Source organism: Roseateles sp. L2-2 (assembly GCF_050613215.1).
Taxonomy (GTDB): domain Bacteria; phylum Pseudomonadota; class Gammaproteobacteria; order Burkholderiales; family Burkholderiaceae_C; genus Roseateles; species Roseateles noduli.
The window spans coordinates 2,711,649-2,736,679 of sequence record NZ_CP192509.1; the positions used below are offsets into that span (position 1 = coordinate 2,711,649).

15 protein-coding genes and 1 tRNA gene are annotated in these 25,031 nt (G+C 68.2%); 5 read left to right on the forward strand and 11 right to left on the reverse strand.

Going from position 1 to position 25,031, the window contains the following annotated elements; all coding sequences use genetic code 11:
* Nucleotides 1-82: 82 nt before the first annotated feature.
* A complete protein-coding gene (locus tag ACQZ13_RS12170; RefSeq protein WP_431052244.1) occupies nucleotides 83-1,120 on the reverse strand; it encodes a CDP-6-deoxy-delta-3,4-glucoseen reductase in 1,038 nt (345 codons plus the stop codon).
* Nucleotides 1,121-1,176: 56 nt separating this feature from the next.
* Here ACQZ13_RS12170 and ACQZ13_RS12175 point away from each other — a divergent pair, with 56 nt between their 5' ends.
* Complete coding sequence (locus tag ACQZ13_RS12175) at nucleotides 1,177-2,100, forward strand: SDR family oxidoreductase (protein ID WP_431052246.1); 924 nt, start codon at nucleotides 1,177-1,179, stop codon at nucleotides 2,098-2,100.
* A 40-nt stretch (nucleotides 2,101-2,140) separates the two neighbouring features.
* On the opposite strand, the gene ACQZ13_RS12180 is transcribed toward ACQZ13_RS12175, so the two are convergent.
* The 8 genes from ACQZ13_RS12180 to ACQZ13_RS12215 all read right to left on the reverse strand — a co-directional run bounded on the left by ACQZ13_RS12180 (nucleotide 2,141) and on the right by ACQZ13_RS12215 (nucleotide 17,985).
* Nucleotides 2,141-2,725, reverse strand: a complete 585-nt coding sequence (locus tag ACQZ13_RS12180) for a rhomboid family intramembrane serine protease (protein WP_431052248.1) — start codon at nucleotides 2,723-2,725, stop codon at nucleotides 2,141-2,143.
* A gap of 155 nt (nucleotides 2,726-2,880) precedes the next feature.
* Nucleotides 2,881-6,186: a C2 family cysteine protease gene (locus tag ACQZ13_RS12185; RefSeq protein WP_431052250.1), complete on the reverse strand. Its 3,306-nt coding sequence runs from the start codon at nucleotides 6,184-6,186 to the stop codon at nucleotides 2,881-2,883.
* 85 nt (nucleotides 6,187-6,271) lie between these two features.
* Nucleotides 6,272-9,256, reverse strand: coding sequence for a C2 family cysteine protease (locus ACQZ13_RS12190; RefSeq protein ID WP_431052252.1), 2,985 nt, complete (start codon nucleotides 9,254-9,256; stop codon nucleotides 6,272-6,274).
* Between the two features lie 123 nt (nucleotides 9,257-9,379).
* A complete protein-coding gene (locus tag ACQZ13_RS12195) occupies nucleotides 9,380-10,723 on the reverse strand; it encodes an HlyD family type I secretion periplasmic adaptor subunit (protein WP_431052254.1) in 1,344 nt (447 codons plus the stop codon).
* Nucleotides 10,720-12,888 carry a type I secretion system permease/ATPase gene (locus ACQZ13_RS12200; protein ID WP_431052256.1) on the reverse strand — a complete coding sequence of 723 codons (2,169 nt, stop codon included), beginning with the start codon at nucleotides 12,886-12,888 and terminating at the stop codon, nucleotides 10,720-10,722. The genes ACQZ13_RS12195 and ACQZ13_RS12200 overlap by 4 nt, the downstream gene beginning before the upstream one ends.
* 110 nt (nucleotides 12,889-12,998) lie before the next feature.
* The gene (locus ACQZ13_RS12205; protein ID WP_431052258.1) at nucleotides 12,999-15,890 is read right to left on the reverse strand and encodes a C2 family cysteine protease; all 2,892 of its coding nucleotides are present in this window, start codon (nucleotides 15,888-15,890) and stop codon (nucleotides 12,999-13,001) included.
* Between the two features lie 101 nt (nucleotides 15,891-15,991).
* Nucleotides 15,992-17,386, reverse strand: a complete 1,395-nt coding sequence (locus ACQZ13_RS12210) for a TolC family protein (protein WP_431052260.1) — start codon at nucleotides 17,384-17,386, stop codon at nucleotides 15,992-15,994.
* 514 nt (nucleotides 17,387-17,900) lie between these two features.
* Nucleotides 17,901-17,985 (reverse strand) — tRNA-Leu (locus ACQZ13_RS12215).
* A gap of 144 nt (nucleotides 17,986-18,129) precedes the next feature.
* On the opposite strand from ACQZ13_RS12215, the gene cysM reads away from it, so the two are divergent.
* The 3 genes from cysM to ACQZ13_RS12230 all read left to right on the forward strand — a co-directional run bounded on the left by cysM (nucleotide 18,130) and on the right by ACQZ13_RS12230 (nucleotide 19,950).
* Nucleotides 18,130-19,059 carry a cysteine synthase CysM gene (cysM, locus tag ACQZ13_RS12220; RefSeq protein ID WP_088406469.1) on the forward strand — a complete coding sequence of 310 codons (930 nt, stop codon included), beginning with the start codon at nucleotides 18,130-18,132 and terminating at the stop codon, nucleotides 19,057-19,059.
* Between the two features lie 68 nt (nucleotides 19,060-19,127).
* Entirely contained in the window at nucleotides 19,128-19,655 is a 528-nt protein-coding gene (locus ACQZ13_RS12225) for an NUDIX domain-containing protein (protein WP_431052262.1), read from the forward strand.
* 67 nt (nucleotides 19,656-19,722) lie between these two features.
* Nucleotides 19,723-19,950 (forward strand): sulfurtransferase TusA family protein, encoded by a 228-nt coding sequence (locus ACQZ13_RS12230; protein WP_088406471.1) that lies wholly within the window; start codon nucleotides 19,723-19,725, stop codon nucleotides 19,948-19,950.
* Between the two features lie 163 nt (nucleotides 19,951-20,113).
* Here the strand turns inward: ACQZ13_RS12230 and galU are convergent, their stop codons facing one another.
* Nucleotides 20,114-20,983 carry a UTP--glucose-1-phosphate uridylyltransferase GalU gene (gene galU, locus ACQZ13_RS12235; RefSeq protein ID WP_067274262.1) on the reverse strand — a complete coding sequence of 290 codons (870 nt, stop codon included), beginning with the start codon at nucleotides 20,981-20,983 and terminating at the stop codon, nucleotides 20,114-20,116.
* Nucleotides 20,984-21,067: 84 nt separating this feature from the next.
* On the opposite strand from galU, the gene ACQZ13_RS12240 reads away from it, so the two are divergent.
* A complete protein-coding gene (locus tag ACQZ13_RS12240) occupies nucleotides 21,068-22,042 on the forward strand; it encodes an NAD(P)-dependent oxidoreductase (protein ID WP_431052265.1) in 975 nt (324 codons plus the stop codon).
* Here ACQZ13_RS12240 and ACQZ13_RS12245 read toward each other — a convergent pair.
* Nucleotides 21,984-24,851, reverse strand: coding sequence for a valine--tRNA ligase (locus ACQZ13_RS12245; protein ID WP_431052267.1), 2,868 nt, complete (start codon nucleotides 24,849-24,851; stop codon nucleotides 21,984-21,986). The genes ACQZ13_RS12240 and ACQZ13_RS12245 overlap by 59 nt on opposite strands.
* Between the last annotated feature and the right edge of the window lie 180 nt (nucleotides 24,852-25,031).

Sequence of the window (25,031 nt, forward strand, 5' to 3'; positions counted from 1 at the left end):
GCTGAAAGTATCGGGCTCCGCGCCCCGGGATGGCGCATGTCACGCCGCCAACGCGGACTTCGCCGTGCGTTGAGCGTTCCGGTCAGCCGGTGTGCTTGTCCAATTCGGAGGTGAACGCGTCGGCGTAGAACTCCTCGGCGGGCAGGCCGCAGGCCGCGACGAAATCGCGCTGCGCCGACTCCACCATCACCGGCGCGCCGCAGGCGTAGACCTGGTGTTTAGACAGGTCGGGCAGGTCCGCCATCAGCACCTGGTGGACGAAGCCGGTGCGACCGGTCCAGCCGTCCTCGGCCTTGGGCTCGGACAGCACCGGCACGTAGGTGAACGAGGGCATCGCGGCCGCGGTCGCCTCGGCCCAGTCGTGCAGGTAGAGGTCGGCCTTGGATCGGCAGCCCCAGTACAGGGTCACCGGACGGGTGATGCCCTGGTCCTGGATGCGCTCCAGGATCGCCTTGATCGGCGCGAAGCCCGTGCCGGATGCGAGCAGCACGATCGGCTTGTCGCTGTCCTCGCGCAGGAAGAAGCTCCCGAACGGCCCTTCCATGCGCAGGATGTCCTTCTCCTTGAGCGCGCCGAAGACGTGGTCGGTGAACTTGCCGCCGGGCATGTGGCGGATGTGCAGTTCGATCGCCGGCGGCGTGCCCAGGCGGCTGGGCGCGTTGGCCATCGAGTAGCTGCGTCGCGCGCCGTCGCGCAGGATGAACTCGACGTACTGGCCGGCGCGGTACTGCAGGTTCTGGTTGGCCGGCAGCTGCAGCTTGATGACCGCGACGTCGCCGGCCGGCTTCTCGACCGTGATCACGCGGCTGGGCAGCTTCAGCACCGGGAACTCGCCGGCGCCGGGCACGGTGCGGGCCTCGACGGTGCAATCCGTCTGCGGTTTCGCGCAGCAGGTGAGGATGAAGCCGGCGGCCTCGTCCTCGGGCGGCAGCGCCTTGGTCTGGTGCTCGCCGTGCACGACCTGACCCTCCATCAGCCGGCTCTTGCAGGAGCCGCAGGCGCCGTCCTTGCAGCCGTAGGGCAGGCCGATGCCCTGGCGGATGGCCGCGGCCAGCACGGTTTCGTCGTCGTCGACGGTGAAGTTGCGGCCGGCGGGCAGGACGGTGACCTGGAAGCTCATGGTGGGGAGATGACTAAACTAACCCGCCATTTTGCCCCAGCCTCGCTCAGTCCCCCATGCCCGGTGCCAATCCCGCTTCGCCTTCCGTCAACCGCCGTCGCCGTCGCGGCCGCCTCTTGATCGTCGGTTGCGGCGATGTCGGCATGCGTGTGCTGCGGCAGCTGGCCGGGCGATGGACGGTCTTCGCCCTGACCAGCAGCGCCGCGCGCATCGATGAACTGCGGGCGGCCGGGGCGATCCCGCTGATCGGGAACCTGGACGACGCCGGGACGCTGGGCCGCCTGGCGGGGCTTGCGGACCGCGTGCTGCATCTCGCGCCGCCGGCCGCGCAGGGGCGTACCGACGAGCGCACCCGACGCCTGCTGCAGGCGCTGTCGCGCTCGGCGATCCCGGCGCAACTGGTCTACGCGAGTACCAGCGGCGTCTACGGCGATTGCGGCGGCGCGCGCATCGACGAGACGCGTGCGACGAAGCCGTCCAACGACCGCGCCTGGCGGCGGGTCGACGCCGAGGATCAACTGCGCCAGTGGGGCCGCGTGACCGGCGCTCACGTGACGATCCTGCGCGTGCCCGGCATCTACGCGTTCGATCGCGAGGGCGGTCATCCGCGCGAACGCCTCGGAAAAGGGCTGCCGGTGCTGGCGCGCGAGGACGACGTCTACACCAACCACATCCAGGCCGACGATCTGGCCCGCGCCTGCCTGCTCGCGCTGATGCGCGGCCCGACGCAACGCATCCTGCATGCCAGCGACGACAGCGAACTGCTGATGGGGGATTACTTCGAGCTGGCCGCGTCGCTGTGCGGCCTGGCGCCGCCGGCGCGCGTCACGCGGGCCGAGGCACCGGGCGTGTTCTCGCCGATGCAGATGAGCTTCATGAACGAATCGCGCCGGATGGACAACCGGCGCCTCAAGCGCGAGCTGCGCCTGCGGCTGCGCTACCCGACGCCGCGCGAGGGGCTGCTCGCCGTCGAAGATTGACGCGGAGGGACTGACGCGGACCGGCTGGGCGCGGAACCGGTCAGCGCCGGCGGCTGCCGCGCCAGTAGTTGATCATCAGCCAGGCGCCGAGCATGCCGCCCAGGTGGGCGAAGTGGGCAATGCCGCTGCCGCCGCTGATGCCCAGGAACAGCTCGATCGCGCCGAAGATGGCGACGAAGTACTTGGCCTTCATCGGGATCGGCGGGAACAGCGGCATGATGACCCGGTCGGGGAACAGCAGCCCGTAGGACAGCAGCAGCCCGAACAGCGCGCCGGAGGCGCCCACGGTCGGCGCGTTCGAGTTCATCAGCAGTGTGAACACCAGTTGCGCCACCGCGGCGGTCAGCGCGCTGGCCACCAGCAGCTGCGCGTAGCGCTTGCCGCCCCAGATCGTCTCCAGTTCGGAGCCGAACATCCAGAGCCCGAACATGTTGAAGAACAGGTGGGCGAAGCTGCCGTGCAGGAAGGCGTAGCTGATCGGCTGCCAGAACTCGAATCTGCCGGAGTTCAGTGGCCACAACGCCATCAGGACGTTCATCTGGCCGAACGGAGGAAAGACGGACAGACAGAACAGGCCCACGCAGATCAGCATGAAGGCCTTGGTCACCGGAGGAATGAAGGGCATGAGTCGGGCGTCTTCAGAAAGCACCGCGGCCGGCGCGTTGGGAAGGCGCAATGGACCTGGAATCCAGCCAATGCGTTCGGACCAGTGTAGCCGCGCCGTGCGCGTGCCCCGTATCGGCCCGCGCACGGCGGTGCATCGGCTTTTGCGTCAGCGGGTCAGTGCGCCTTGACCAGCGTGAACGGCGCGTGCGCGCCCATGTGGCCCTGCGCGCCCGTCGTCACTGCCGCCGGCACGTTGAAACCCGCCATGGCCTGGACCAGGGTTGCGGCACCGCCCGACGACACCGGCGCCGGGGTCAGATAGCCCGCATGTGTCGCATCGGCGCGCTTGAGCGCGAGGTCGTGATGCGTCGCATCCAATCCTTGCAGGGACGCCTTCGACATCTGGTTGACGCCGGCCGCCGGAATGGCGGCGAAGGCGTCGGCGGACAGGGTGTTGAGCTGGTCGGCCGACATCCATCCCCAGGAGATGGCGATGGCGGGCACCTGGGTCGCGGTCATGCCGGAGAAGGCGCTCGCGGACAGCCAGTCGGGGTGCTCCATGGCGCCGATCTGCTGCGCCGTCATGGCATGGATCGTCGAGGCGCTGAGGCCGCTGCTCGCGCCGTAGGCCTCGATGTCCTTGATGGCTTGGGCAGGCAGGGCGGCGATGGCGGCCGGCGACATGGCGTTGATCTGCGCGGCCGACATCCATCCCCAGGAGATGGCGACGGCGGGCACCTGCGCCGCGGTCAGCCCGCTGAACGCGTCGGTGGACATCCAGTCGGGATGCGCGATGGCAGCGATCTGCTGCGGGCTGAGCGCGGCCACGGTCGCGGTGCTCAGACCCCGGATTGCCGCCTCGGGGAGCGTCTGCAGGTCCGCCGGCGCCACGCCGGCCAACTGCTGAGGGGACAGCGCGTTGACGTCAGCCGCCGTGACCTGGCTCCAGTCCGAGATCAGCACGGGCGCCGTCTTGATGTCGTTCGCATGATCGGCGTCGGCGCTGCGCAAGGCGATGCTGCGATGGGTCGCATCCAGCCCCTGAAGCGCGGCCTTGGTCATCTGGTTGATGCCGGCCGCCGGGATGGCGGCGAACGCCTCGGGCGACAGGGCGTTGAGCTGCGCGGCCGACATCCAGTACCACGAGATGGAGATTGACGGCACCTGCGCCGCCGTCAGGCCGCCGAAGGCGGCGACGGACAGCTTGTCGGGATGGGCGAACGCGGCGACCTGCTGCGGCGTCATCGCGTGGATGGTCGCGGCGGCGAGGCCCTGGAACGCGGCGGAGGACATGTTCTGGATGGCCTTCACCGGCATGGCGGCGACGGCGGCCGGCGACAGCGCGTTGAACCAGTCGGCGGACTGGTAGCTCCAGGAGGTGTCCAGGACCGCGATCTGGGCGGCGGTGAGCCCGGACGCACCGGCCGGGCTCAGCCAGTCGGGGTGCGCGATCGCGGCGACCTGCTGCGGCGTCATCGCACCGATCGCGGCGCCGTCGAGTCCCTGGAGAACGGTCTGCGACAGGGAGCCGATGCTGGCGACCGGCAGGGCGGCGACGGCCGCGGCCGACAGGCCGTTGTACCAGTCGGCGCCGAGCGCCTTCGTCTGCGCGGTGAGCAGCCCGGCGACCGCGGAGGCGGACAACCGGTCGAGATGAGGCAGCGCCGTCAACTGGTCGACGCTCAGGGTCTGCAGCGTCCACGCACTCAACCCGTTGACCGTCGAACCGCACAGCTGCTTCAACGCCGTGGTGGGGATGGCGGCGATCATGGCGGCGGACTGGCCGTTGATCCAGTCGGCGCTCACGGTGGTCCAGTCGGTGCCGGCGAAATGCGCCGCGGCGCTGCCGTATTCGATCGGCGACTCCATCACCACGAATTCGCCTTTGCCGCTGATGGCATCGAGCTCGTCCGGTGAGAGTTCGAAGACGTAGTTCGAGCCCCAGGGGTTGCGGAAGATGTACTTGTGATTGGCCTCGTCGATCCCGGTGATCGCGAAGGCGTGGCCGCTGACCATCTGGGTCTTGCCCTGGCCGTCCTTCGAGTCCTTGCCATAGGACGCGTAGGTCACGATGCCCGAACCGTCTTCGAGCGCCGCCTTGACCGCATCCCATCCCGCGGCGCCGGAGGAGAAGCTCTTGCTGGTGCCGCCGGTCAGCGTCTTCATCGCCCGGGCCGAGACGCCGCCGTCGAGTTGACCCATGTCGTTCTTCCAGTTCGTATAGCCGTCGGCCTGCAGCAGTCCGCTGGAGCAGGCTTCCACGAACGCATCCTCGATCAGCCGGGCCCATCCGCCGGCGCTGGTGCTCGCGCCGTAGTTGGCCACCTTGCCGTCGACCGTGACGAAGACCGGCTTGTCGGCGCTGCCGTTGTAGAACTTGACGGCGTAGGTGCCGTTGCCGTTGGCGCTGATCAGCCCGTTGAGCCGTTCCGGCGCGGTGGCCGCCAGGGCTTCCAGCGAGGAGATCAGCCAGCAGTCGCCGATCTGGCCCTGGGCCACGCCCACGGCGGCCTGCTGGACCGAGCCGTTGAACAGGGCGCTGTCGGACACGTCGGCGTAGCCCTTGGCGGTCGGGTTGTTGGTGCCCAGGAACCACTTGCAGACGGCCTGGTTGAAGGCGTCGGCGCTCATGTTGAGCTGCACGCCCATGCTGCCCATGAGGGACGAGACGTAGGTCGGGTTGCCCGAGGCGCCCTTGGCCGCGGCGAGCGTGTTGTTGAAGGCGTCGAACTGGGCGGCGCTCAGGCCGCCGGAGCCGATGTTCGAGCACATCAGCTGCAGGTTGGCCAGCACGCTGTCGTAGTTGACCGAGGCGTCCTTGGAGGCCATGTCGATGTAGCCGGCGTGCATCTCATCGGCGCTCTTGAGCGCGATGGCTCGGCGCGTGGCGTCCAGACCCTGCAGCGCGGCCAGCGACATCTGGTTGATGCCGGCGGCGGGGATGGCGGCGAAGGCCTCGGGCGAGAGCGCGTTGAGCCAGCGGGCGCTGGTGGAGTCCCAGTCGGTGGTGGTCTGCACCTGATCCGGACGCAGCTTGGCGACGGCCGACAGCGGGATCCAGTCGTTGTCGGCGATGGCGGCGAACTGGGCCGCCGTCATGGCCTGGAAGTCGGCGTCGGACAGGCCGCGGATGACCGCCGCGCCGAGCGAGCCGATGCCCGCGGCGGGCACCGCGGCGAACGCGTCGGTCGTCAGGCCGTTCATCCAGGCCGAGGACACCTGGCCCCAGGCCGTCGAGGCGATCGAGGACACCTGCTGCGCGCTGAGTCCGCCCACCGCGGCGGGGGTCAGCCATTCCGGATGCTTCAGGGCGGTGATCTGCGCCGCGGACATCGCGGCGACCTGGCCGCTGGTCAGGTATCCGTAGTGGGTCTGGTCTAGCGAGGCCAACGAGGCGGTGGGGATCTGCCGGACTTGGTCTGCGGTCAGGGCGCCGAAGTCGGCCTGACTCAAGGTGTTGGGCTTTGTGAGGTTGATCATGGTGGAAAGGCGTCGAGGACGCGTTCCGTCCGGAACGCGTCAGGGGCGTGGCCAGGCACCCCTGGCCACGCGGCGGAGGGCGTCGTCAGTGCGCCTTGACGAGCGTGAACGGCGAGTTCGCGCTCGAGGTTCCGTGCCCCGAGGTCGTCACCGACGTCGGCACGTTGAAGCTCGCCATGGCCTGGACCAGGGGCGCGGCCCCGATCGTCGGCGTCGACATCGGCGCAGGGGTCGGCATCGGTGTGGGCAGGAGGTAGCCGATGTGCGCCGCATCGGCGCTCATGAGCGCGATGCCCCGGTGGGCCGTATCAAGCCCTTGCAGCGCGGCGCTCGACAGGTGGTTGATCGCGCCGGACGGCACGCTCGCGAAGGCCGAGAACGACAAGGCGTTGAGCCACTTCGCATCGACCTTGGACCAGTTCGCAGTCGCAGAGATCGCCACGACCTGATTCGGCCGCAGGGCGGCGACCGCGCTCGCGGACAGCGTCTCGATGGCGGGCAACTGGGCGACCTGCTTGTCGCTCAGGGCGGTGATGGTGGTCGCGCTCAACCCCTTGATCGTGTCGACCGGTAGCTTCTGGAGATCCTCGGGCGCCACGGACGCCAAGGCCTGGGCCGACATCGCGTTCATCTGGGCCGCGGTCATCCGGCTCCAGTCCGCCGGAGTCACCGGAGTCACCGGAGTCACCGGAGTCACGGGATTCACCGGGAACACCGGATTCACCGGGAACACCGGATTCACAGGGAACACCGGAGTGACAGGGATCACGGGCGTGACAGGGATCACCGGAGTGACTGGGATCACCGGGATCACCGGGATCACCGGGGTCACCGGGGTCACCGGGGTCACCGGAGTCACCGGAGTCACCGGAGTCACCGGGGTCACGGGAGTCACCGGAGTCACCGGGGTCACGGGAGTCACCGGGGTCACCGGAGTCACGGGAGTCACGGGAGTCACGGGAGTCACGGGAGTCACCGGGGTCACCGGGGTCACCGGGGTCACGGGAGCCACCGGAGTCTTGGGGTTGAGGATCGCCGCGTGCGTCGGGTCCGCGAGCTTCAGGGCCAGGTCGTGATGCGTCTTGTCCAGACCTTGCAGAGCCTCCTTCGACATCTGGTTGATGCCGGACGCGGGGATGGCCGCGAAGGCTTCGGGCGACAGACCGTTGTACCAGTCGGCGGTGAGGGTCTTGTACTGCGCCGCGAGCAGGCCCGCGACGGCGGAGGAGGACAACTGATCGAGATGAGGCAGCGACAGCAGCTGGTCCGTGCTCATGTCTTGCAGCGTCGAGGCGCTCAACCCGTTGACCGTCGAACCGCACAGCTGCTTCAACGCCGTGGTGGGGATGGCGGCGATCATGGCCGCGGACTGGCCGTTGATCCAGTCGGCGCTCACGGTGGTCCAATCGGTGCCGGCGAAATGCGCCGCGGCGCTGCCGTACTCGATCGGCGACTCCATCACCATGAATTCGCCGTTGCCGCTGATGGCGTCGAGCTCGTCCGGCGAGAGTTCGAAGACGTAGTTCGAGCCCCAGGGGTTGCGGAAGATGTACTTGTGATTGGCCTCGTCGACGCCGACGATCGCGAAGGCGTGGCCGCTCACCATCTGCGTGTTGCCCTGGCTGTCCTTCGAGGCCTTGCTGTAGGAGCCGTAGGTCACGATGCCGGAGCCGTCCTCCAGGGCCGCCTTGACGGCGTCCCAGGCCGAAGCGCCCGAGGTGAACTTCTGGCTGGTGCCGCCGGTCAGCGCCATCATGGCCCAGGCGGGCACGCCGCCGTCGAGCTGACCCATGTCGTTCTTCCAGTTCGTGTAGCCGTCGGCCTGCAGCAGTCCGCTGGAGCAGGCTTCCACGAACGCATCCTCGATCAGCCGGGCCCATCCGCCGGCGCTGGTGCTCGCGCCGTAGTTGGCCACCTTGCCGTCGACCGTGACGAAGACCGGCTTGTCGGCGCTGCCGTTGTAGAACTTCACGGCGTAGGTGCCGTTGCCGTTGGCGCTGATCAGCCCGTTGAGCCGTTCCGGCGCGGTGGCCGCCAGGGCTTCCAGCGAGGAGATCAGCCAGCAGTCGCCGATCTGGCCCTGGGCCACGCCCACGGCGGCCTGCTGGACCGAGCCGTTGAACAGGGCGCTGTCGGACACGTCGGCGTAGCCCTTGGCGGTCGGGTTGTTGGTGCCCAGGAACCACTTGCAGACGGCCTGGTTGAAGGCGTCGGCGCTCATGTTGAGCTGCACGCCCATGCTGCCCATGAGGGACGAGACGTAGGTCGGGTTGCCCGAGGTGCCCTTGGCCGCGGCGAGCGTGTTGTTGAAGGCGTCGAACTGGGCGGCGCTCAGGCCGCCGGAGCCGATGTTCGAGCACATCAGCTGCAGGTTGGCCAGCACGCTGTCGTAGTTGACCGAGGCGTCCTTGGAGGCCATGTCGATGTAGCCGGCGTGCATCTCATCGGCGCTCTTGAGCGCGATGGCGCGGCGCGTGGCGTCCAGACCCTGCAGCGCGGCCAGCGACATCTGGTTGATGCCGGCGGCGGGGATGGCGGCGAAGGCCTCGGGCGAGAGCGCGTTGAGCCAGCGGGCGCTGGTGGAGTCCCAGTCGGTGGTGGTCTGCACCTGATCCGGACGCAGCTTGGCGACGGCCGACAGCGGGATCCAGTCGTTGTCGGCGATGGCGGCGAACTGGGCCGCCGTCATGGCCTGGAAGTCGGCGTCGGACAGGCCGCGGATGACCGCCGCGCCGAGCGAGCCGATGCCCGCGGCGGGCACCGCGGCGAACGCGTCGGTCGTCAGGCCGTTCATCCAGGCCGAGGACACCTGGCCCCAGGCCGTCGAGGCGATCGAGGACACCTGCTGCGCGCTGAGTCCGCCCACCGCGGCGGGGGTCAGCCATTCCGGATGCTTCAGGGCGGTGATCTGCGCCGCGGACATCGCGGCGACCTGGCCGCTGGTCAGGTATCCGTAGTGGGTCTGGTCTAGCGAGGCCAACGAGGCGATGGGGATCTGCTGGATCTGGTCCGGTGTCAGCGCGGTGAATGCGGCTTGGCTGAGGGCGTTGGGTTTGGTGAGGTCGATCATGATGGAGGGCTGGCGTGGAGGGAGGGAAGGCGTCCCGGTCGGAACGCATGGAGGCGTGGCCAACGGGAGCGGCCACTCGGGTGGAAAGCGGAGGGAAATCGGGAGGAAATCGGGCGGGGACTGTCAGCGCTCCCGCAGGCTCTCGCGCTGGTGCTGGATCAGCGGCGACAGGAGGTAGTCGATGACACGTCGCGTGCCGGTGCGGATGTCCACGGTGCCGGTCATGCCCGGGCCGATCGGCATGCGCCGGCCTTCGACGTCGAGGGCGGTCTGTTCCAGCGTTACGGAGACGGCGTAGATCGGTCCGCGCTTCTCGTCCTGCACCGCATCGCGCGAGACATGCGCGACCCGGCCGTTCAAGGTGCCGTAGCGCGTGTAGTCGAAGGCGTCGATCTTCACGGCGACCTCCTGACCTTCGCGCACGAAGCCCACGTCGCGGTTCTCGATGAAGGCCTCGAACTGGACGCGACTGTTCAGCGGAACGATCTGCATCAGGGGCTGCGCTGCCGGGATGGCGGCGCCGACGGTGTGCGTCGTCAACTGCTGGACGGTGCCGTCGACCGGGGCGCGCAGCTGCAGCAGCGATTGGCGCGCCGCGGCCTTGACCACGTCCTGGCGCGAGGATTGCGTGACGCGGGCGGCTTCGGCCAGGCGGTCGTCCGCCTGCTTGCGGGTGGTGGCGGTCAGTTCGCGCAGCTGGCTGCGGGCCTGCGAGAGCTGGCCTTCCAGCTCGATGCGGGTCATCTTCCGCTGCAGGAAGGCGTCCTGCGCCACGTCGCGCGTCCGCGCCAGTTCCGCGTATTCGCGTTCCCGATCGATCGCGATCGGCAGCGCGCCGGTGTAGCGCGCGATGTCCGTCGTCAGGTGGTCGCGGCGGGCGGCATAGTCGTTCCAGGCGCTGGACAGGGACTGATCGGCCTCCTGTCGGCGTTGCGCGGACAACTCGGCCAGCGCCGGCAGCCGCGGCGCGCGGCCCGTGTTCAGCGCATCGATCAGCGCGGTCTGCACGGCCACCTGCACGGCGGCCGCCTGGCGCTCGCCTTCGGCCTTGTCCAGCTCGCTGTCGACTTCGCGGTTGTCCAGCTCGATCAGCAACTGTCCTGCGCGGACCTGCTGGTTCTCGCTCACGTGAAGAACGCGCACGCTGGCGACCTGGGTCGAGGAGATCGTCTTGGTCTCGCCGTTGACGGCCACCTTGCCCTGGCCGACGGTCACGATGTCGACGTGGCTGAGGAAGGACCACGCCAACGTCGACACGACGATCAGCATCAGGATGCGCGCCACCCAGCGGCCGGCGGGCGACACCGGACTGGCTTGCAGCGCGAGGGCCGCGGGCAGGAACTCGGCCTCGCGCGCCGTGCGTCGCGGCGTCCTGTCGGTGGCCTCGTGGCGCCAGGCTTCGCGTGCGGTGCCGATATAGCGGGCGATCAGGTCTCCGGCCGCCTGGAGTCGGTACAGGACGTTCATGCCGTCACCTCGTGGGCGCCGTGCTGCAGCGCGTTCAGATGGGTGTAGATGCCTTGCGGATTGGCCAGCAGTTCGTGGTGGGTGCCGAACTCGGCGATCTCGCCGCGTTCCATGACCACGATCCGGTCGGCGTCGCGGACCGCCGAGAGGCGGTGGGCGATGATCAGGACGGTGCGCCCCTCGCAGATGGCGCGCATGTTGTCCTGGATGATCTTTTCGGACTCGTAGTCCAGGGCGCTGGTCGCTTCGTCGAAGATCAGCACGCGCGGGTTGCCGATGAGCGCGCGGGCGATCGCGATGCGCTGACGCTGCCCGCCGGACAGACCGGTGCCGTGTTCGCCGACCATCGTGTCGTAGCCGTCCGGGAGCGCGCAGATGAATTCATGCGCCCCCGCGAGCTTGGCCGCCCGGATCACCGCCTCGATGGGCAGCGCCGGATCGATCAGCGCGATGTTCTCGCGGATCGAGCGGTTGAACAGCACGTTGTCCTGCAGCACGACGCCGACCTGGCGTCGCAGCGAGGCGGTGTCGACGACCGACACGTCCTGGCCGTCGATGAGCACCCGCCCGCGGTTGGGCACGTAGAGCCGTTGCACCAGCCGGGTCAGCGTGCTCTTGCCCGAGCCCGAGCGGCCGACGATGCCGATCACCTGGCCCGGCTCGACCCGCAGGCTCACGCCGCGCAGCACGTCCGGCGCGTCGGGCTTGTAGCGGAAGGCGACGTTGTCGAATTCGATCGCGCCTTGCAGCCGGGGCAGGCGGGTCTTGGCGCCGGCGATCTCCGGCTGCGCGTTCAGCACGTCGCCCAGTCGGGCGACCGAGATGCCGACCTGCTGGAAGTCGTTCCAGAGCTGGGCCAGGCGCAGGATGGGACTGGAGACCTGGCCGGCGAGCATGTTGAAGGCGACCAGCTCGCCCACGCTCAGCTTGCGGTCGATGACCAGCATCGCGCCGGCCCACATGATGGCCGCGCTCACCAGCTTGCTGACCAGCGTCACGCCGCTGCTGGCGATGGTGGCGACGTTGTTGACGGACTGTCCCGCCGCGACGTAGCCGGCCAGCTGCTGTTCCCACTTCTGGATCCAGCGCGGTTCCACGGCCATGGCCTTCACCGTGTCGATGCCGCTGATGGTCTCGACCAGGAAGGACTGGTTCTCCGAGCTCTTGTTGAACTTGACGTCCAGCCGCGCGCGCATCACCGGCGTCACGGCCACCGACAGGATCAGGTACAGCGGGATCGACAGCGCGACGATCAGCGTCAGGGTCGGGCTGTACCACAGCATCACGCCGAAGAAGATCACCGAGAACACCAGGTCCAGCACCAGCGTCAGCGCGTTGCCGGTGAGGAAGGAGCGGATGTTCTCCAGCTCCCGGATGCGGGCCACCGAGTCGCCCACGCGCCGGGCCTGGAAGTAGGCGAGCGGCAAGGCGACCAGATGGCGGAACAGCCGCGCGCCCAGCTCGACGTCGAGCTTGTTGCTGGTGTGCGAGAAGACCCAGGAACGGATGCCGGTGAGCACCACTTCGAAGACGGTGGCGGCGATCAGTCCGACCGCGACCACGTCCAGCGTGCGCATCGCGTGGTTGACCAGGACCTTGTCCATGACCACCTGGAAGAACATCGGCGTGACCAGGCCGATGAGCTGGATCACCAGCGAGATCGCCAGGATCTCGGTCAGGATGCGGCGGTAGCGCACGATCGCCGGGATGAACCAGGTGAAGTCGAACTTCGCCATGTCGCCCGCGAAGCTCGCCTTGCTTGCGAAATAGATCAGCGTGCCGCTCCAGCGGGCGAGGAAATCCTCGACCGACAGGATCCTCGGCGCCTGGCCCGGGTACTGGATCAGCAGCTGGGCCGGCTGCCCTTCCTGCTGGCGGTACTGGGCGACGACGAGATAGTCGCCGGTGCGCTTGTCCTTGGCGATCGCGGGCAGCGGCGCCTGCTGCAGGCGGTCCGGCGCCTGGCGCACGGCCTTGGCCTTCAGGCCCAGCGATTGGGCGGCCAGCAGCAGCGTCTGGCGATTGAACGGGTCGCTCCCGAATCGATGGCGCAGCTGGGCCTCGTCCGCCGCGACGCCGTGCAGCGAGGCGATCGCCAGCAGGCATTGAAGGCCGGTGTCGGGCTTGGGAACGTCGGGGGCGATGTCCGTGATCGTCGTGTCCATGGGGGTCTCGCGGTAGCCGGTCGCGGTGACGACCGGTTGGAGGGGGAGTGACGCTGCGGAACCGGCATCGGTCCGCGGCGTGAGGCGACGTGGGGAAGCGCAGGGCGGCGTCAGTGCGCCTTGACCAGCGTGTACGGCGAATGCGTGCCCGGGTGTCCGTGGGCGCCGGTTGTCACCGGTGGAGGCACGTTGAAGCCCGCCATGGCCTGGACCAGCGGCGCGGCACTGCCCGTCGGCACCGGTGCAGGCGCCAGATAGCCGGCGTGCGTCGCATCGGCGCGCTTGAGCGCGAGGTCGTGGTGCGTCGCGTCCAGGCCTTGCAGCGAGGCCTGGGTCATCTGATTGACGCCAGCGGCCGGGATGGCGGCGAAGGCGTCTGGGGACAGGGCGTTGAGCTGGTCGGCCGACATCCATCCCCACGAGATGGCGATGGCGGGCACCTGTGCCGCAGTCATGCCGGAGAAGGCGCTCGCGGACAGCCAGTCCGGATGCGCCATGGCCCCGATCTGCTGCGCGGTCATGGCGTGGATCGTCGAGGCGCTGAGGCCTCGGCCGGCACCGGAGGACTCGATGTCCTTGATGGCCTGGGCGGACAGCGCGGCGATGGCGGCCGGCGGCATGGCGTTGATCTGGGTGGCCGACATCCAGTACCACGACACCAAGATCGACGGCACCTGCGCGGCCGTCAGGCCGCCGAAGGCGGCAGCGGACAGTTTGTCGGGATGTGCGATGGCCGCCACCTGTTGCGGCGTCAACGCGTGAACCATCGTGGGGGACAGTCCCGCGACGGTTTCAGTCGACAGGTTCCGGATGGCCTCGATCGGCAGGGCGGCGACGGCGGCCGGCGACAGCGCGTTGAACCAGTCCGGACCCAATGCCGAGAACTGGTCCTCCGACAGTCCGGTGATCGCCGACGCCGTCAACTGGTCCAGGTGGGACAACGATGCCAGCTGCTGCGTGCCCAAGTGCTGCAGGGTGGTTGCGCTCAGTCCCTGGACGGTTGCTGCGGAGAGCTGGCTCAGCGCCTGCGGCGTGATGGCGGCGATCATGGCCGGCGTCTGGCCGTTGATCCAGTCGGCGCTCACGCCCGTCCAGTCCACGCCGGCGAAATGGGCGACCGCGCTGCCGTAGTCCGCCGGCGTCGCGATCACGGTGAACTCGCCGCTGCCGGCGATGGCGTCCAGTTCCTGCGGCGATAGTTCGAACACCAGGTCCGCGCTCCACGGATTGCGGAAGATGAACTTGTGATTGGTCTCGTCGACGCCGATGACGGAGAACGCGTGACTGCCTACCAGGTTGGTCTTGCCGTCGCTGCCGGTCGACACCTTGTCGCTCGACGCGTAGCTGACCAGACCCGATCCGCTTTCCAGCGCGGCCTTGACGGCTTCCCAGGCGTCGGCGCCGCTCTCATAGTTCGTGTAGTCGTGGCCGCCTGCGATCGTCCGCAAGGCGTAGGCGGGAACGCCGCCGTCGAGCTGATCGGTCTTGTTGGCCCACGGGGTGTCATAGCCATTGCCTTGCAACATCCCGCTGGCGCAAGCCGAGACGTAGGCTTCCTCGACCAGTCGCGCCCATCCGCCGGCGTCGGTGCCGGCGCCGTAGTTGGCGACCTTGCCGTCGACCGTGACGAAGACCGGATCGGTGCCGCCGTTGAAGAACTTGACGGCGTAGGTGCCGTTGCCGTTCGCGCTGATCAGGCCGTTGAGACGCTCCGGCGCGTCGGCGGCGATGTCTTCCAGCGACGAGATCAGCCAGCAGTCGCCGAGCCCGCCTTGGGCCAGGCGGTTCGTCGCCTGCTGGATGGAGCCGGCGAACAGCGGCTGATCGGACACGTCCACGTAGCTGTCGGCGGTGGCGCTGTTGCTGCCCAGGAACCACTTGTCGACGGACTGCTTGAACGCATCCGCGCTCATGTTCACCTGCACGCCGTCGCGGAGCATGCAGCCCATCAGCGACGACACGTAGCTCGGGTCGCCGGTGGCGCTCCTGGCCGAGGCCAGCGTGTTGTTGAAAGCGTCGAACTGGGCGGCGCTCAGTCCGCCGGCACCGATGCCGGCGGTCATCGTCTGGAGCTTGGTCAGCACGCTGTCGTAATTGATCGAGGCGTCCTTCGACGCCATGTCGAGGTAGCCCGTATGCACTTCATCCGCACTCTTGAGCGCGATGGCGCGACGAGTGGCATCCAGGCCCTGCAGCGCGGCCAGCGACATCTGATTGATGCCGGCCGCCGGGATCGCGGCGAAGGCGTCGGTGGACAGGGCATTGAGCCAGCGCGCGCTGGCGGAATCCCAGTCCGTGGCGAGCTTGAGCTGCTCGGGCTTGAGCTTGGCGGCGGCCGACAGGGGCACCCAGTCGGTGTCGGCGATGGCCGCGAACTGGGCCGCGGTCATCGATTGGACGCTGGCGTCGGGAAGTCCCCGGACGGCCGCGGCGCTGAGGTTGGCGATCGCCGAGGGCGGAAGGGCCGCGAAGGCGGCAGGCGTCAGCGCGTTCAGGGAATCGGACGACACCTTGCCCCAGGCCTGGGGCGCGATCGCGGCAACCGCCGACGGCGTCAACCCTGAGACGGCCGCCGGCGACAGCAATTCCGGATGGAGGAGGGCGGCTGCCTGCTGCGCAGTCATGGCGCTGACGTCCGCCTTGCCGAGACCCTTCACCGCCGCATCCGACAACTGTTCGATGCCCGCAGGCGGGATGCCGGCGAATGCGGCGGGGGAGAGCGCATTGAGCCAGTCCGCCGACATCCAGTACCAGGAGATGCTGATCGCAGCCACCTGCTGGGCGGTGAGACCGCTGACGGCAGCCGGCGGCAGCCAGTCGGGATGCGCCAGGGCCGCGATCTGCTGGGTCGACATCGCGGCGACCTGCGTCTTCGTGAGCCACCGGTAATGGTTCTTGTCGAGTCCGCCGAGCGCGGAGGTCGGAATCTGCTGGATCTCAACCGCGCTCAGGGCGGAGAACGCGGCTTGATTCAAGGCGTTGGGATTGGTGAGGTTGGTCATGGCAACACGGGCAAGGGGGTCGAAGAGGCGTTCCGGGCGGGGCGCGACTCAGCGCGCGCGGTCGGCGTCATGGCCGTCGCGACGGAGGACCGAGGGGGAATTCAGCGGGCGGGGAAGGCGGCCGGCCGGACGGAGGCGATATCCGTGTTGCCTTGCCACTGGCCGATATCAGCCAGCAGTTTCAGACGCGCCGCATGCCACAGGGATTCGCACTGGGCCCGGGATTCCAGGGCGTCCCCGAGGGCGTTCTGGGCGTTGATCAGTTCCAGGATGTCGCCGACACCGCGTTGGTAACGGTTTTCCGCGGATTCCAGGCCGGTGGTGGCGGTATCCAGCAATTGTTTCGACGAATCCAGCGAGGCCCGTGAGGATTGGATGTCCGCGACGGCGGTGACGAGTTCGCTCAATATCTGCTGCTCGGCGTCGGTGACCTGGGCTTCGGAATTCCTGGCCTGTGCTTGGGCGCGCTGTACCTGGTATTTGTTGGAATACCCGTCGAATAGAGGGATATTCAGGGTGAAGCCGGCGGAAACGGTGCTCGACCGTCCGGATGCGGCGCCCGAGCTGGAGGGCCCGTTGCGTTGGTGGGACAGGCTGACATCGACGGTGGGTCGGCCCTGGGAGAGGGTCGCGGACACCTTGCGGGCGTCGGCGTCGCGTTGCGCCCGGGCGGCCAGGATGGCCGGGTGACGCTGCCGGGCTTCGTCGAGCAGCGTGCCCAGGTCGGGCGTCGGCGTGTCGGCGTCGAACGGCGTGCGGGCCGGGAGGGTCAGCGGCGTGCCCACGGGGGCGCCGATCACGTAGCCGAGCGACGAGAACGCCTTGTCGACGTCCGCCTGGGCGCGTTGGCGGGACAGTCGGGCGCGGGCCAGGGCGGTCTCCGCCTGGAGCGTGTCGCTGCGGCCGGCGATGCCGCGGTCCTCTCTCCGCTCGGCCGCCGCCAGCGTGCGGGCCGCCTGGCGGGCGGCCTGCTGGCGGGCCTCCAGCGTGGCCCGCGCCTGCAGGGCCGCGAAATAGGCCTGAACGGTCTCGGCGACCGTCTTGCGCACGGCGTCGTCACGGCTGGCGACTGCCGCCGCCAGCAGGCTGTCCGCGGCGGACTGGTTGGCAGCCCGCTCCCCGAAGTCGAACAGGCGCCAGTTCACGCCGACGGATCCGCCCAGTCCTCGGATCCGGTTGGTCGGATCGAAGGCGCCTGGCGTCCGGGTGGTGGTGTCCTGTGCGAGGAGGCTGGCGTTGACGGTGGGCAGCGAGGCGGCGCGGGCGATGCCGACCTCGGCGGTGCGCGCCTGGACGGTCTGCCACGCCGTCGACGTCTTGATGTTGCGGCAGAGTGCGGCGTCGACGGCCGCGGTCAGCGTCAACGGTCCGTCGGAGGCGGCCGGAACATCGCATCCGGGAAGATCTGCACCCCGCGCGGGGTGGCCCAGCAGGAGCCAGGCGATGGTGGCGATACCCGTGGAGCGTCGCCAGTGCCGGATGAATCGTGCGTCCATGTGTCAGTTCCCCCGCGCCGTGGCGCGAACGTGTCGGACATCGGAGGACGTCCGGATTGCTGGAACGGTTGAACGCTGCGTCCGCGGTGTTCAACCATGGGGCGCATTAGATTCATGTCAGGGCGCTAGATAAATGGGCTGGTCGAGATTTTCGGAGTGAAACTTGAAGGCCTGTGGAAACTCCACGAATTCGGTGGCGTTGGTGGGTGTTTTCGCGGTTTTGTCAGAACCTGCTATTGAAGTGAGAGGATTGGCTGTCGGCGTCTGCCTGGAATAGACGGGCTCGACACTAGAAACTACTGTTGATTGGTGGGGTGGCTCAAGGAATGCAGTTTAAATAGGTGGGTTGTATAGTTAATGTGGGCTAGCAAATATGCTCAGCTCAGCCTTGCAATCCGACCGAAAAACGGCGCGCAGGGGCAGTCGCAGCAGGTGTAGACCTGACGACAGCAGGGGGAAGTGCGGAGGGAAGGAGAGGGGGAGCGCTGCGAGACAGCGCTGGGAAGCAAGAACCTGGTGCCCGGAGCCGGACTCGAACCGGCACACCTTGCGGCGGGGGATTTTGAGTCCCCTGCGTCTACCGATTTCGCCATCCGGGCGGCACGGTTTTGCTTCTTCTGAAGGCCGCCGTGGGCGACCGTCGTGCGGCTGGTGACCGTTGACGTGGAGGCAACGGAGCGCCGCGAAATGAGAAAGCCATTATGCCACGCAAGACCTGACCTCCACTGAGAGAATGCGTGGTTATGAGTGATGCAAGCGCCTTCGACCCCACGAGCTATCCGACCCTGGAAGATGTCATCGGCAACACGCCGCTGGTGCGACTGCAGCGGGTGCTCGGTCCCGAGCTGGCCGCGCGCGGCAACGTGCTGCTGGCCAAGCTGGAAGGGAACAACCCGGCGGGCTCCGTGAAGGACCGACCCGCCATCAGCATGATCCGGCGCGCGGAGGAGCGCGGCGAGATCAAGCCCGGCGACACGCTGATCGAGGCGACGTCCGGCAACACCGGCATCGCGCTGGCGATGGCCGCGGCGATCCGCGGCTACCGCATGGTGCTGATCATGCCGGAGGACCTGTCGGTCGAACGCGCCCAGACGATGAAGGCCTTCGGGGCCGAGCTCATCCTGACCCCGCGCTCCGGCGGCATGGAGTACGCCCGCGATCTCGCCGAGCAGATGCAGCGCGACGGCAAGGGTCGGGTGCTGGACCAGTTCGCCAACAGCGACAACCCGCGCATCCACTACGAGACCACCGGGCCGGAGATCTGGCGCGACACCGGCGGACGGATCACGCATTTCGTCAGCGCGATGGGCACGACCGGCACGATCACCGGCGTGTCGCGCTTCCTGAAAGAGAAGAACGCCGACGTGCGCATCGTCGGCGCGCAGCCGGCCGAAGGATCGCGCATCCCTGGCATCCGCAAGTGGCCGGCGGCTTATCTGCCCAAGATCTACCGACCCGAGACCGTGGACGAACTGGTGCTGGTCGGCCAATCCGATGCCGAGGACATGGCCCGCCGCCTGGCGCGCGAGGAAGGCCTGTTCGGCGGCATCTCGGCAGCAGGCGCCTGCTGGGTTGCGATGCAGATCGCACGGCAGGTGTCGAACGCGACCATCGTCTTCGTGGTCTGCGATCGCGGCGACCGCTACCTCTCCACCGGGGTGTTTCCCGCCTGAGCAGCGGGACCGCGGATCGGGGATGATGCCTGTTCCGCGACACGCAGGCGCTACGGCGCCCACGCCTCATGAGCTTCCGCTTCTGCCCGCAATGCGCCAGTGAGCTGGCATGGATCGAACTGCCGGAAGACGGCGGCCCGAAGACCCGGCTGCGTTGCCCGAACTGCGACTTCACGCACTGGAACAACCCGACGCCGGTGCTGGCCGCCGTCGTCGAGTGTGTGGACCGCGAGGGCCAGGTCTTGCTCGCGCGCAATGCGGCCTGGCCGGGACCGTTCTTCGGCCTGATCACCGGCTTCATGGAGGCCGGGGAGTCGCCGGAGGAGGGCATCCGGCGCGAAGTGCTGGAGGAGACCTCGCTGGAGGCGCTGGGCGCGACGCTGGTCGGCGTCTACGACTTCCAGAAGAAGAACCAGGTCATCATCGCGTACCACGTGCCCGCGCGCGGCGAGGTCACGTTGTCGCCCGAGCTGGTCGAGTACACGCTGACACCGCCGGAGCAGCTCGAATGCTGGCCCGCCGGTACCGGGCAGGCCCTGGCCGACTGGCTGCGCGGGCGCGGCATCGAACCGAAGTGGATGCCGCCCCGCACGTGAAGCGGCGGGGCCGGCTGACTAGAATCTCGCCTCATCGCCCCGGTCATCGGCGGCAAGGACGCTCTCAATGGACATTCACAAGGAACTCGACACCCGCGGCCTGAACTGCCCGCTGCCCATCCTCAAGGCCAAGAAGGCACTGGCGGAGATGGAAAGCGGTCAGCTGCTGAAGGTGGTCGCGACGGATCCCGGCTCGACACGCGACTTCCAGGCTTTCGCGCGGCAGACCGGCAACGAGCTGGTCGAGCAGACGGCGGCGGGGGACGAGTTCATCCACGTGCTCAAGCGGCGCTGAATCGGCAACGCCGGACCGTGGGGCCTCGCAAACGCAGTCCCGCACTTGGTCCCGCAAACGAAGAAGGCCACGCTCTGCGTGGCCTTCGCGCTTCATGACGGGTCGGTGACGGGAAGTCCTGCCGTCAGAAGTTCAGCGCGGCTTGCGCGCGAGTTCCGCGCGGTCAGATTTCCAGGGCCTTGAGGTACTCGCGGAAACTGGCGCCCAGTTCCGGGTGAGCCAGCGCGAGTTCCACGTTGGCCTGCAGGAAACCTTCCTTGCTGCCGCAGTCGTAGCGCTTGCCTTCATAACGGAAGGCGAAGACCTTCTCGCGGCGCATCAGCGCGGCGATGCCGTCGGTCAGCTGGATCTCGCCGCCGACACCGCGCGGCTGCGTGGCGATCTCGCGGAACACGCCCGGCGTCAGGATGTACCGGCCGGCCACACCCAGGCGCGACGGCGCGTCTTCAGGGGCGGGCTTCTCCACCATGTGGGTGAGGTCCATCAGGCGGTCGCTGATCGGCGCGCCGGCCACGATGCCGTAGCGCTTGGTGTGCTCGGCCGGCACTTCCTGGACGGCCAGGATGGACGCCTGCCATTCGGAGAACTGGTCCACCATCTGCTTGAGCACCGGCGGCTTGCCGACCATCAGGTCGTCGGCCAGCAGCACCGCGAAGGGCTCGTTGACGACGACACACTGGGCGCACAGCACCGCGTGTCCCAGGCCCAGGGCCTTGGGCTGGCGGATGTAGATGCACTCCATGTCGTCGGGCTTGATCGAATGGACCATCGCCAGCAGTTCCTTCTTGCCGGCGGCTTCCAGTTCGGTCTCGAGTTCGAACGCGGTATCGAAGTGATCCGGAATGGCGCGCTTGTTACGCCCGTTCACGAAGATCATCTGGCGGATACCCGCGGCGTAGGCTTCCTCCACCGCGTACTGGATCAGCGGCTTGTCGACCACCGGCAGCATCTCCTTGGGCTGGGCCTTGGTGGCGGGCAGAAAGCGTGTGCCGAGTCCGGCAACCGGGAAGATTGCCTTGTTGATGAGGGCCATTTACGTACACTCCGACGGTAATTGCGCCGGCATTCTTGCACGGCGCAGCTGAAAGAAAATCAAACAAACCTCTCCAAACCACTCATGGCAGTGCTAGTCCTGGAACCGCTGGAGGCTGACGTCCTGGAATGGCTGGCGGAGCGCCACGTCATCCAGGCCGCACCCGACCTGGCGGAGGCGCCGCTGACCTTGAGAGAGCATGTTGCGCAGGCCCAGGCAATTTTCTTGCCCGCCTCGATCGCGCTGGATGCGGAGATGGTTCGTCGGGCCCCCCGTTTGAGGGCCGTCGGCCGTATCGGGGCCGGTGCAGAGAACATCGACCTCGAAGCCTGCCGGGCCGCCAACATCGAGGTGGTGCGTGCGCCGACCGCGGCCGCGTCGGCGGAAGCCGAGTTCGTCATCGGCGCGTTGCTGGCGCTGCTGCGCCGCGTGCCGGTGCAGGGGGCGGATGGAAACTGGGTCGGACGTGAACTCGGATGCGCCACGGTCGGCCTCGTCGGCCTGACGCCGTCCGCGCGCCAGTTGGCGACGCTGCTGCCGGCGTTTGGTGCGCGCGTGATCGGTTACGACCCCAGCCTGCACCACGCCGATCCGTTGTGGGGGCAGTGGGGCATCGAGCCCTACGGACTGCGTGAGCTGATGCAGGCCGCCGATGCGGTCAGCGTGCAGCTGGCCTACTTCCCGCGTTACCGCGGCCTGATCGGCGAGCGCGTCCTGAACTTCTGCAAGCCGTCGCAGGTGATGGTGTCGACCTCGCACTCGGCGCTGTTCGACGAACAGGCGCTGGCGGATGCCTTGCAAGCGGGCCGTCTGCTGGCGGCCTGGCTCGATCTGATGGAGCCCGGCCTGATGGAGGCCGGACGTCCGCTGCACGGCGTGCCGGGATTGCAGGTCACGCCGCGGATCGCGGCGACGACGCGCGAGTCCAGAATGCGCGCCGCGTGGAGCGTGGCGCGGCGGATCTCGGAGATCCTGGCCACGCCCGCCGTCCAGCCTGAGTTCAGGCCGACCCACCCAGGCGCGCTGCCTGATCTTTTAGCCGAACCACGGTGGCGCTGAAGTCGGCGATGCGCTGACGTTCCTGCTCCACGACGGCCGCCGGCGCACGCGCCACGAAGCTCTCATTGCCCAGCTTGGCGGTGGCCTTGGCCACTTCGCCTTCCAGACGTGCGATCTCCTTGGCGATGCGCGCGCGCTCGGCCTCGACGTCGATCTCCACCTTCAGCGCCAGGCGCGCGGCACCGTGCACCAGCACCGGCGACATCGCGCTCTGCGCGTTGAACGCGGCTTCGTCCTCGATCAACTCGACGCTCTGCAGCTTGGCGAGCACCTTCAGCGCGGGCGCTGCTTCACGCAGGAAGGACAGGTCGCCGCCGGCCAGCAGCGGCACGCGGTCGGACGGGCTCAGGCCCATCTCGCCCCGCAGGCTGCGGCAGGTGCCGACCACGGACTTCAACTGCTCGACCCAGGCGACGGCCTGCGGGTCGATGCGCTCCGGCTGGGCGACCGGATAGGCGGCCGTCACCAGGTAGTCGGTGGCCTTGCGGCCTGCGATCGGGGCGACCGTCTGCCAGAGTTCCTCGGTGATGAAGGGCGCGATCGGGTGCAGCAGGCGCAGGATGGTTTCCAGCACGCGGATCAGCGTGCGGCGCGTGGCGCGCTGCGCGGCCTCGTTGCTACCGTTCTGGTCGGCCTGCGCGGTCTGCAGCTGCACCTTGGCCAGCTCCAGGTACCAGTCGCAGTACTCGTCCCACACGAAGGAATAGATCGCGTTGGCGACCTGGTCCAGGCGGTAGTCCGCGAAGCCCTGCGCGACGGCCTGTTCGACCTTCTGCAGCTCGCTGACGATCCAGCGGTCGGCCTGCGAGAACTGCAGGTAGCCGTGGGCGCTGCCGCCGGGGGCGCATTGCTCCTTCGTGTGCTCCACCAGGCCGCAGTCCTGGCCTTGCGTGTTCATCAGCACGAAGCGCGTGGCGTTCCACAGCTTGTTGCAGAAGTTCCGGTAGCCCTCGCAGCGCTTGCTGTCGAAGTTGACGCTGCGGCCCAGCGTCGCCATCGCGGCGAAGGTGAAGCGCAGCGCGTCGGCGCCGTAGCCGGGAATGCCTTCGGGGAATTCCTTCTCCGTGGCCTTGCGGACCTTGGGCGCGGTCTCGGGCTTGCGCAGGCCCTGGGTGCGCTTGTCCAGCAGCGGGGCCAGCTCGATGCCGTCGATCAGATCGACCGGGTCGAGCACGTTGCCCTCGGACTTGCTCATCTTCTTGCCCTGCGCGTCCAGCACCAGGCCGTGGATGTAGACGTGCTTGAAGGGCACCCGGCCGGTGAAGTGCGTCGTCATCATGATCATCCGGGCGACCCAGAAGAAGATGATGTCGTAGCCGGTCACCAGCACCGACGACGGCAGGAAGAGGTCCTGCTCCAGCGTCTTGGCCGGCCAGCCCAGCGTCGAGAAGGGCACCAGCGCCGACGAGTACCAGGTGTCCAGCACGTCCTCGTCGCGCTTGAGCGCGCCGGTGTAGCCGGCCGCGGCGGCCTTCGCCTGGGCTTCGGCCTCGTCATGGGCGACGAAGATCTCGCCGTTGCTGCCGTACCAGGCGGGGATCTGGTGGCCCCACCAGAGCTGGCGCGAGATGCACCAGTCCTGGATGTTGTTCATCCACTGGTTGTAGGTGTTGACCCAGTTCTCGGGGACGAACTTCACCTCGCCGCTGGCGACGACGTCGATCGCCTTCTGCGCGATGGACTTGCCGTCGCGGCCGGGCTTGCTGGTGGCGACGAACCACTGGTCGGTCAGCATCGGCTCGATGATCTGGCCGGTGCGGGTGCAGCGCGGCACCATCAGCTTGTGCTTCTTGACCTCGACCAGCAGGCCCTGGTCCTCCAGCGCCTTGACGATCAGCTTGCGCGCGGCGAAGCGGTCCAGGCCGCGGTACTCGGCCGGGATCTCGTCCATCGTGTCCACGACGGTCGCGTCCAGCGTGAAGATCGTCAGCATCGGCAGCTTGTGGCGCTGGCCGACCTGGTAGTCGTTGGTGTCGTGCGCCGGCGTGACCTTGACGACGCCGGTGCCGAATTCCTTGTCCACGTAATCGTCGGCGATCACGGGCACCAGTCGGCCGGTGATGGGCAGCTTCACCTGCTTGCCGATCAGGTGCCGGTAGCGCTCGTCCTCGGGGTGGACCATGACGGCGGTGTCGCCCAGCATGGTCTCGGGACGGGTGGTCGCGACGACCAGCGTCTCCTCGCCCTCGGCCATCGGATAGCGGATGTGCCACAGCGAGCCGTCTTCCTCCTCGCTCTCGACCTCGAGGTCGGAGACGGCGGACTTCAGGATCGGATCCCAGCTCACCAGCCGCTTGCCGCGGTAGATCAGGCCCTCGTCGAAGAGCTTGACGAAGGTGTCGACGACGACGGGCGAGAGCTTCTCGTCCATCGTGAAGTACTCATGGCCCCAGGACACCGAGTCGCCCATGCGGCGCATCTGCTGGGTGATGGTGGAGCCGGATTGCTGCTTCCATTCCCAGACGCGGGCGACGAAGTTCTTGCGGCCCAGGTCGTGGCGGCTCTGACCCTGGCCCTGCAGCTGGCGCTCCACGACGATCTGCGTGGCGATGCCGGCATGGTCGGTGCCGGGCACCCACAGCGTGTTGTGGCCGCGCATGCGGTGGTAGCGCGTCAACGAGTCCATGATGGTCTGGTTGAACGCGTGGCCCATGTGCAGCGTGCCCGTCACGTTCGGCGGGGGCAGCTGGATGCTGAACGATGGCTTGGCCGGATCGAGCGTCGGCTCGTAGAGGCCCTTGGACTCCCACAACGGGCCCCAATGGGCTTCAAGAGAGGCGGGTTCGAAGGACTTGGCGAGTTCGGTCATGGGGGGCGCCGCCGTGAAGCGGTGTCATCTGGGCGAGGGACAAGGTGAGCCGACGATTGTAGGACGGCGGGACCCGGTGATGCCCTGTCCGGGCGCCCGGAGACGGGGGACACCCCAGAGAGGGCGGGAGAGGGACAAAGAGAGGGGAAGAGAGGGGAGCGTCCCGACCGGAAGGGGGAT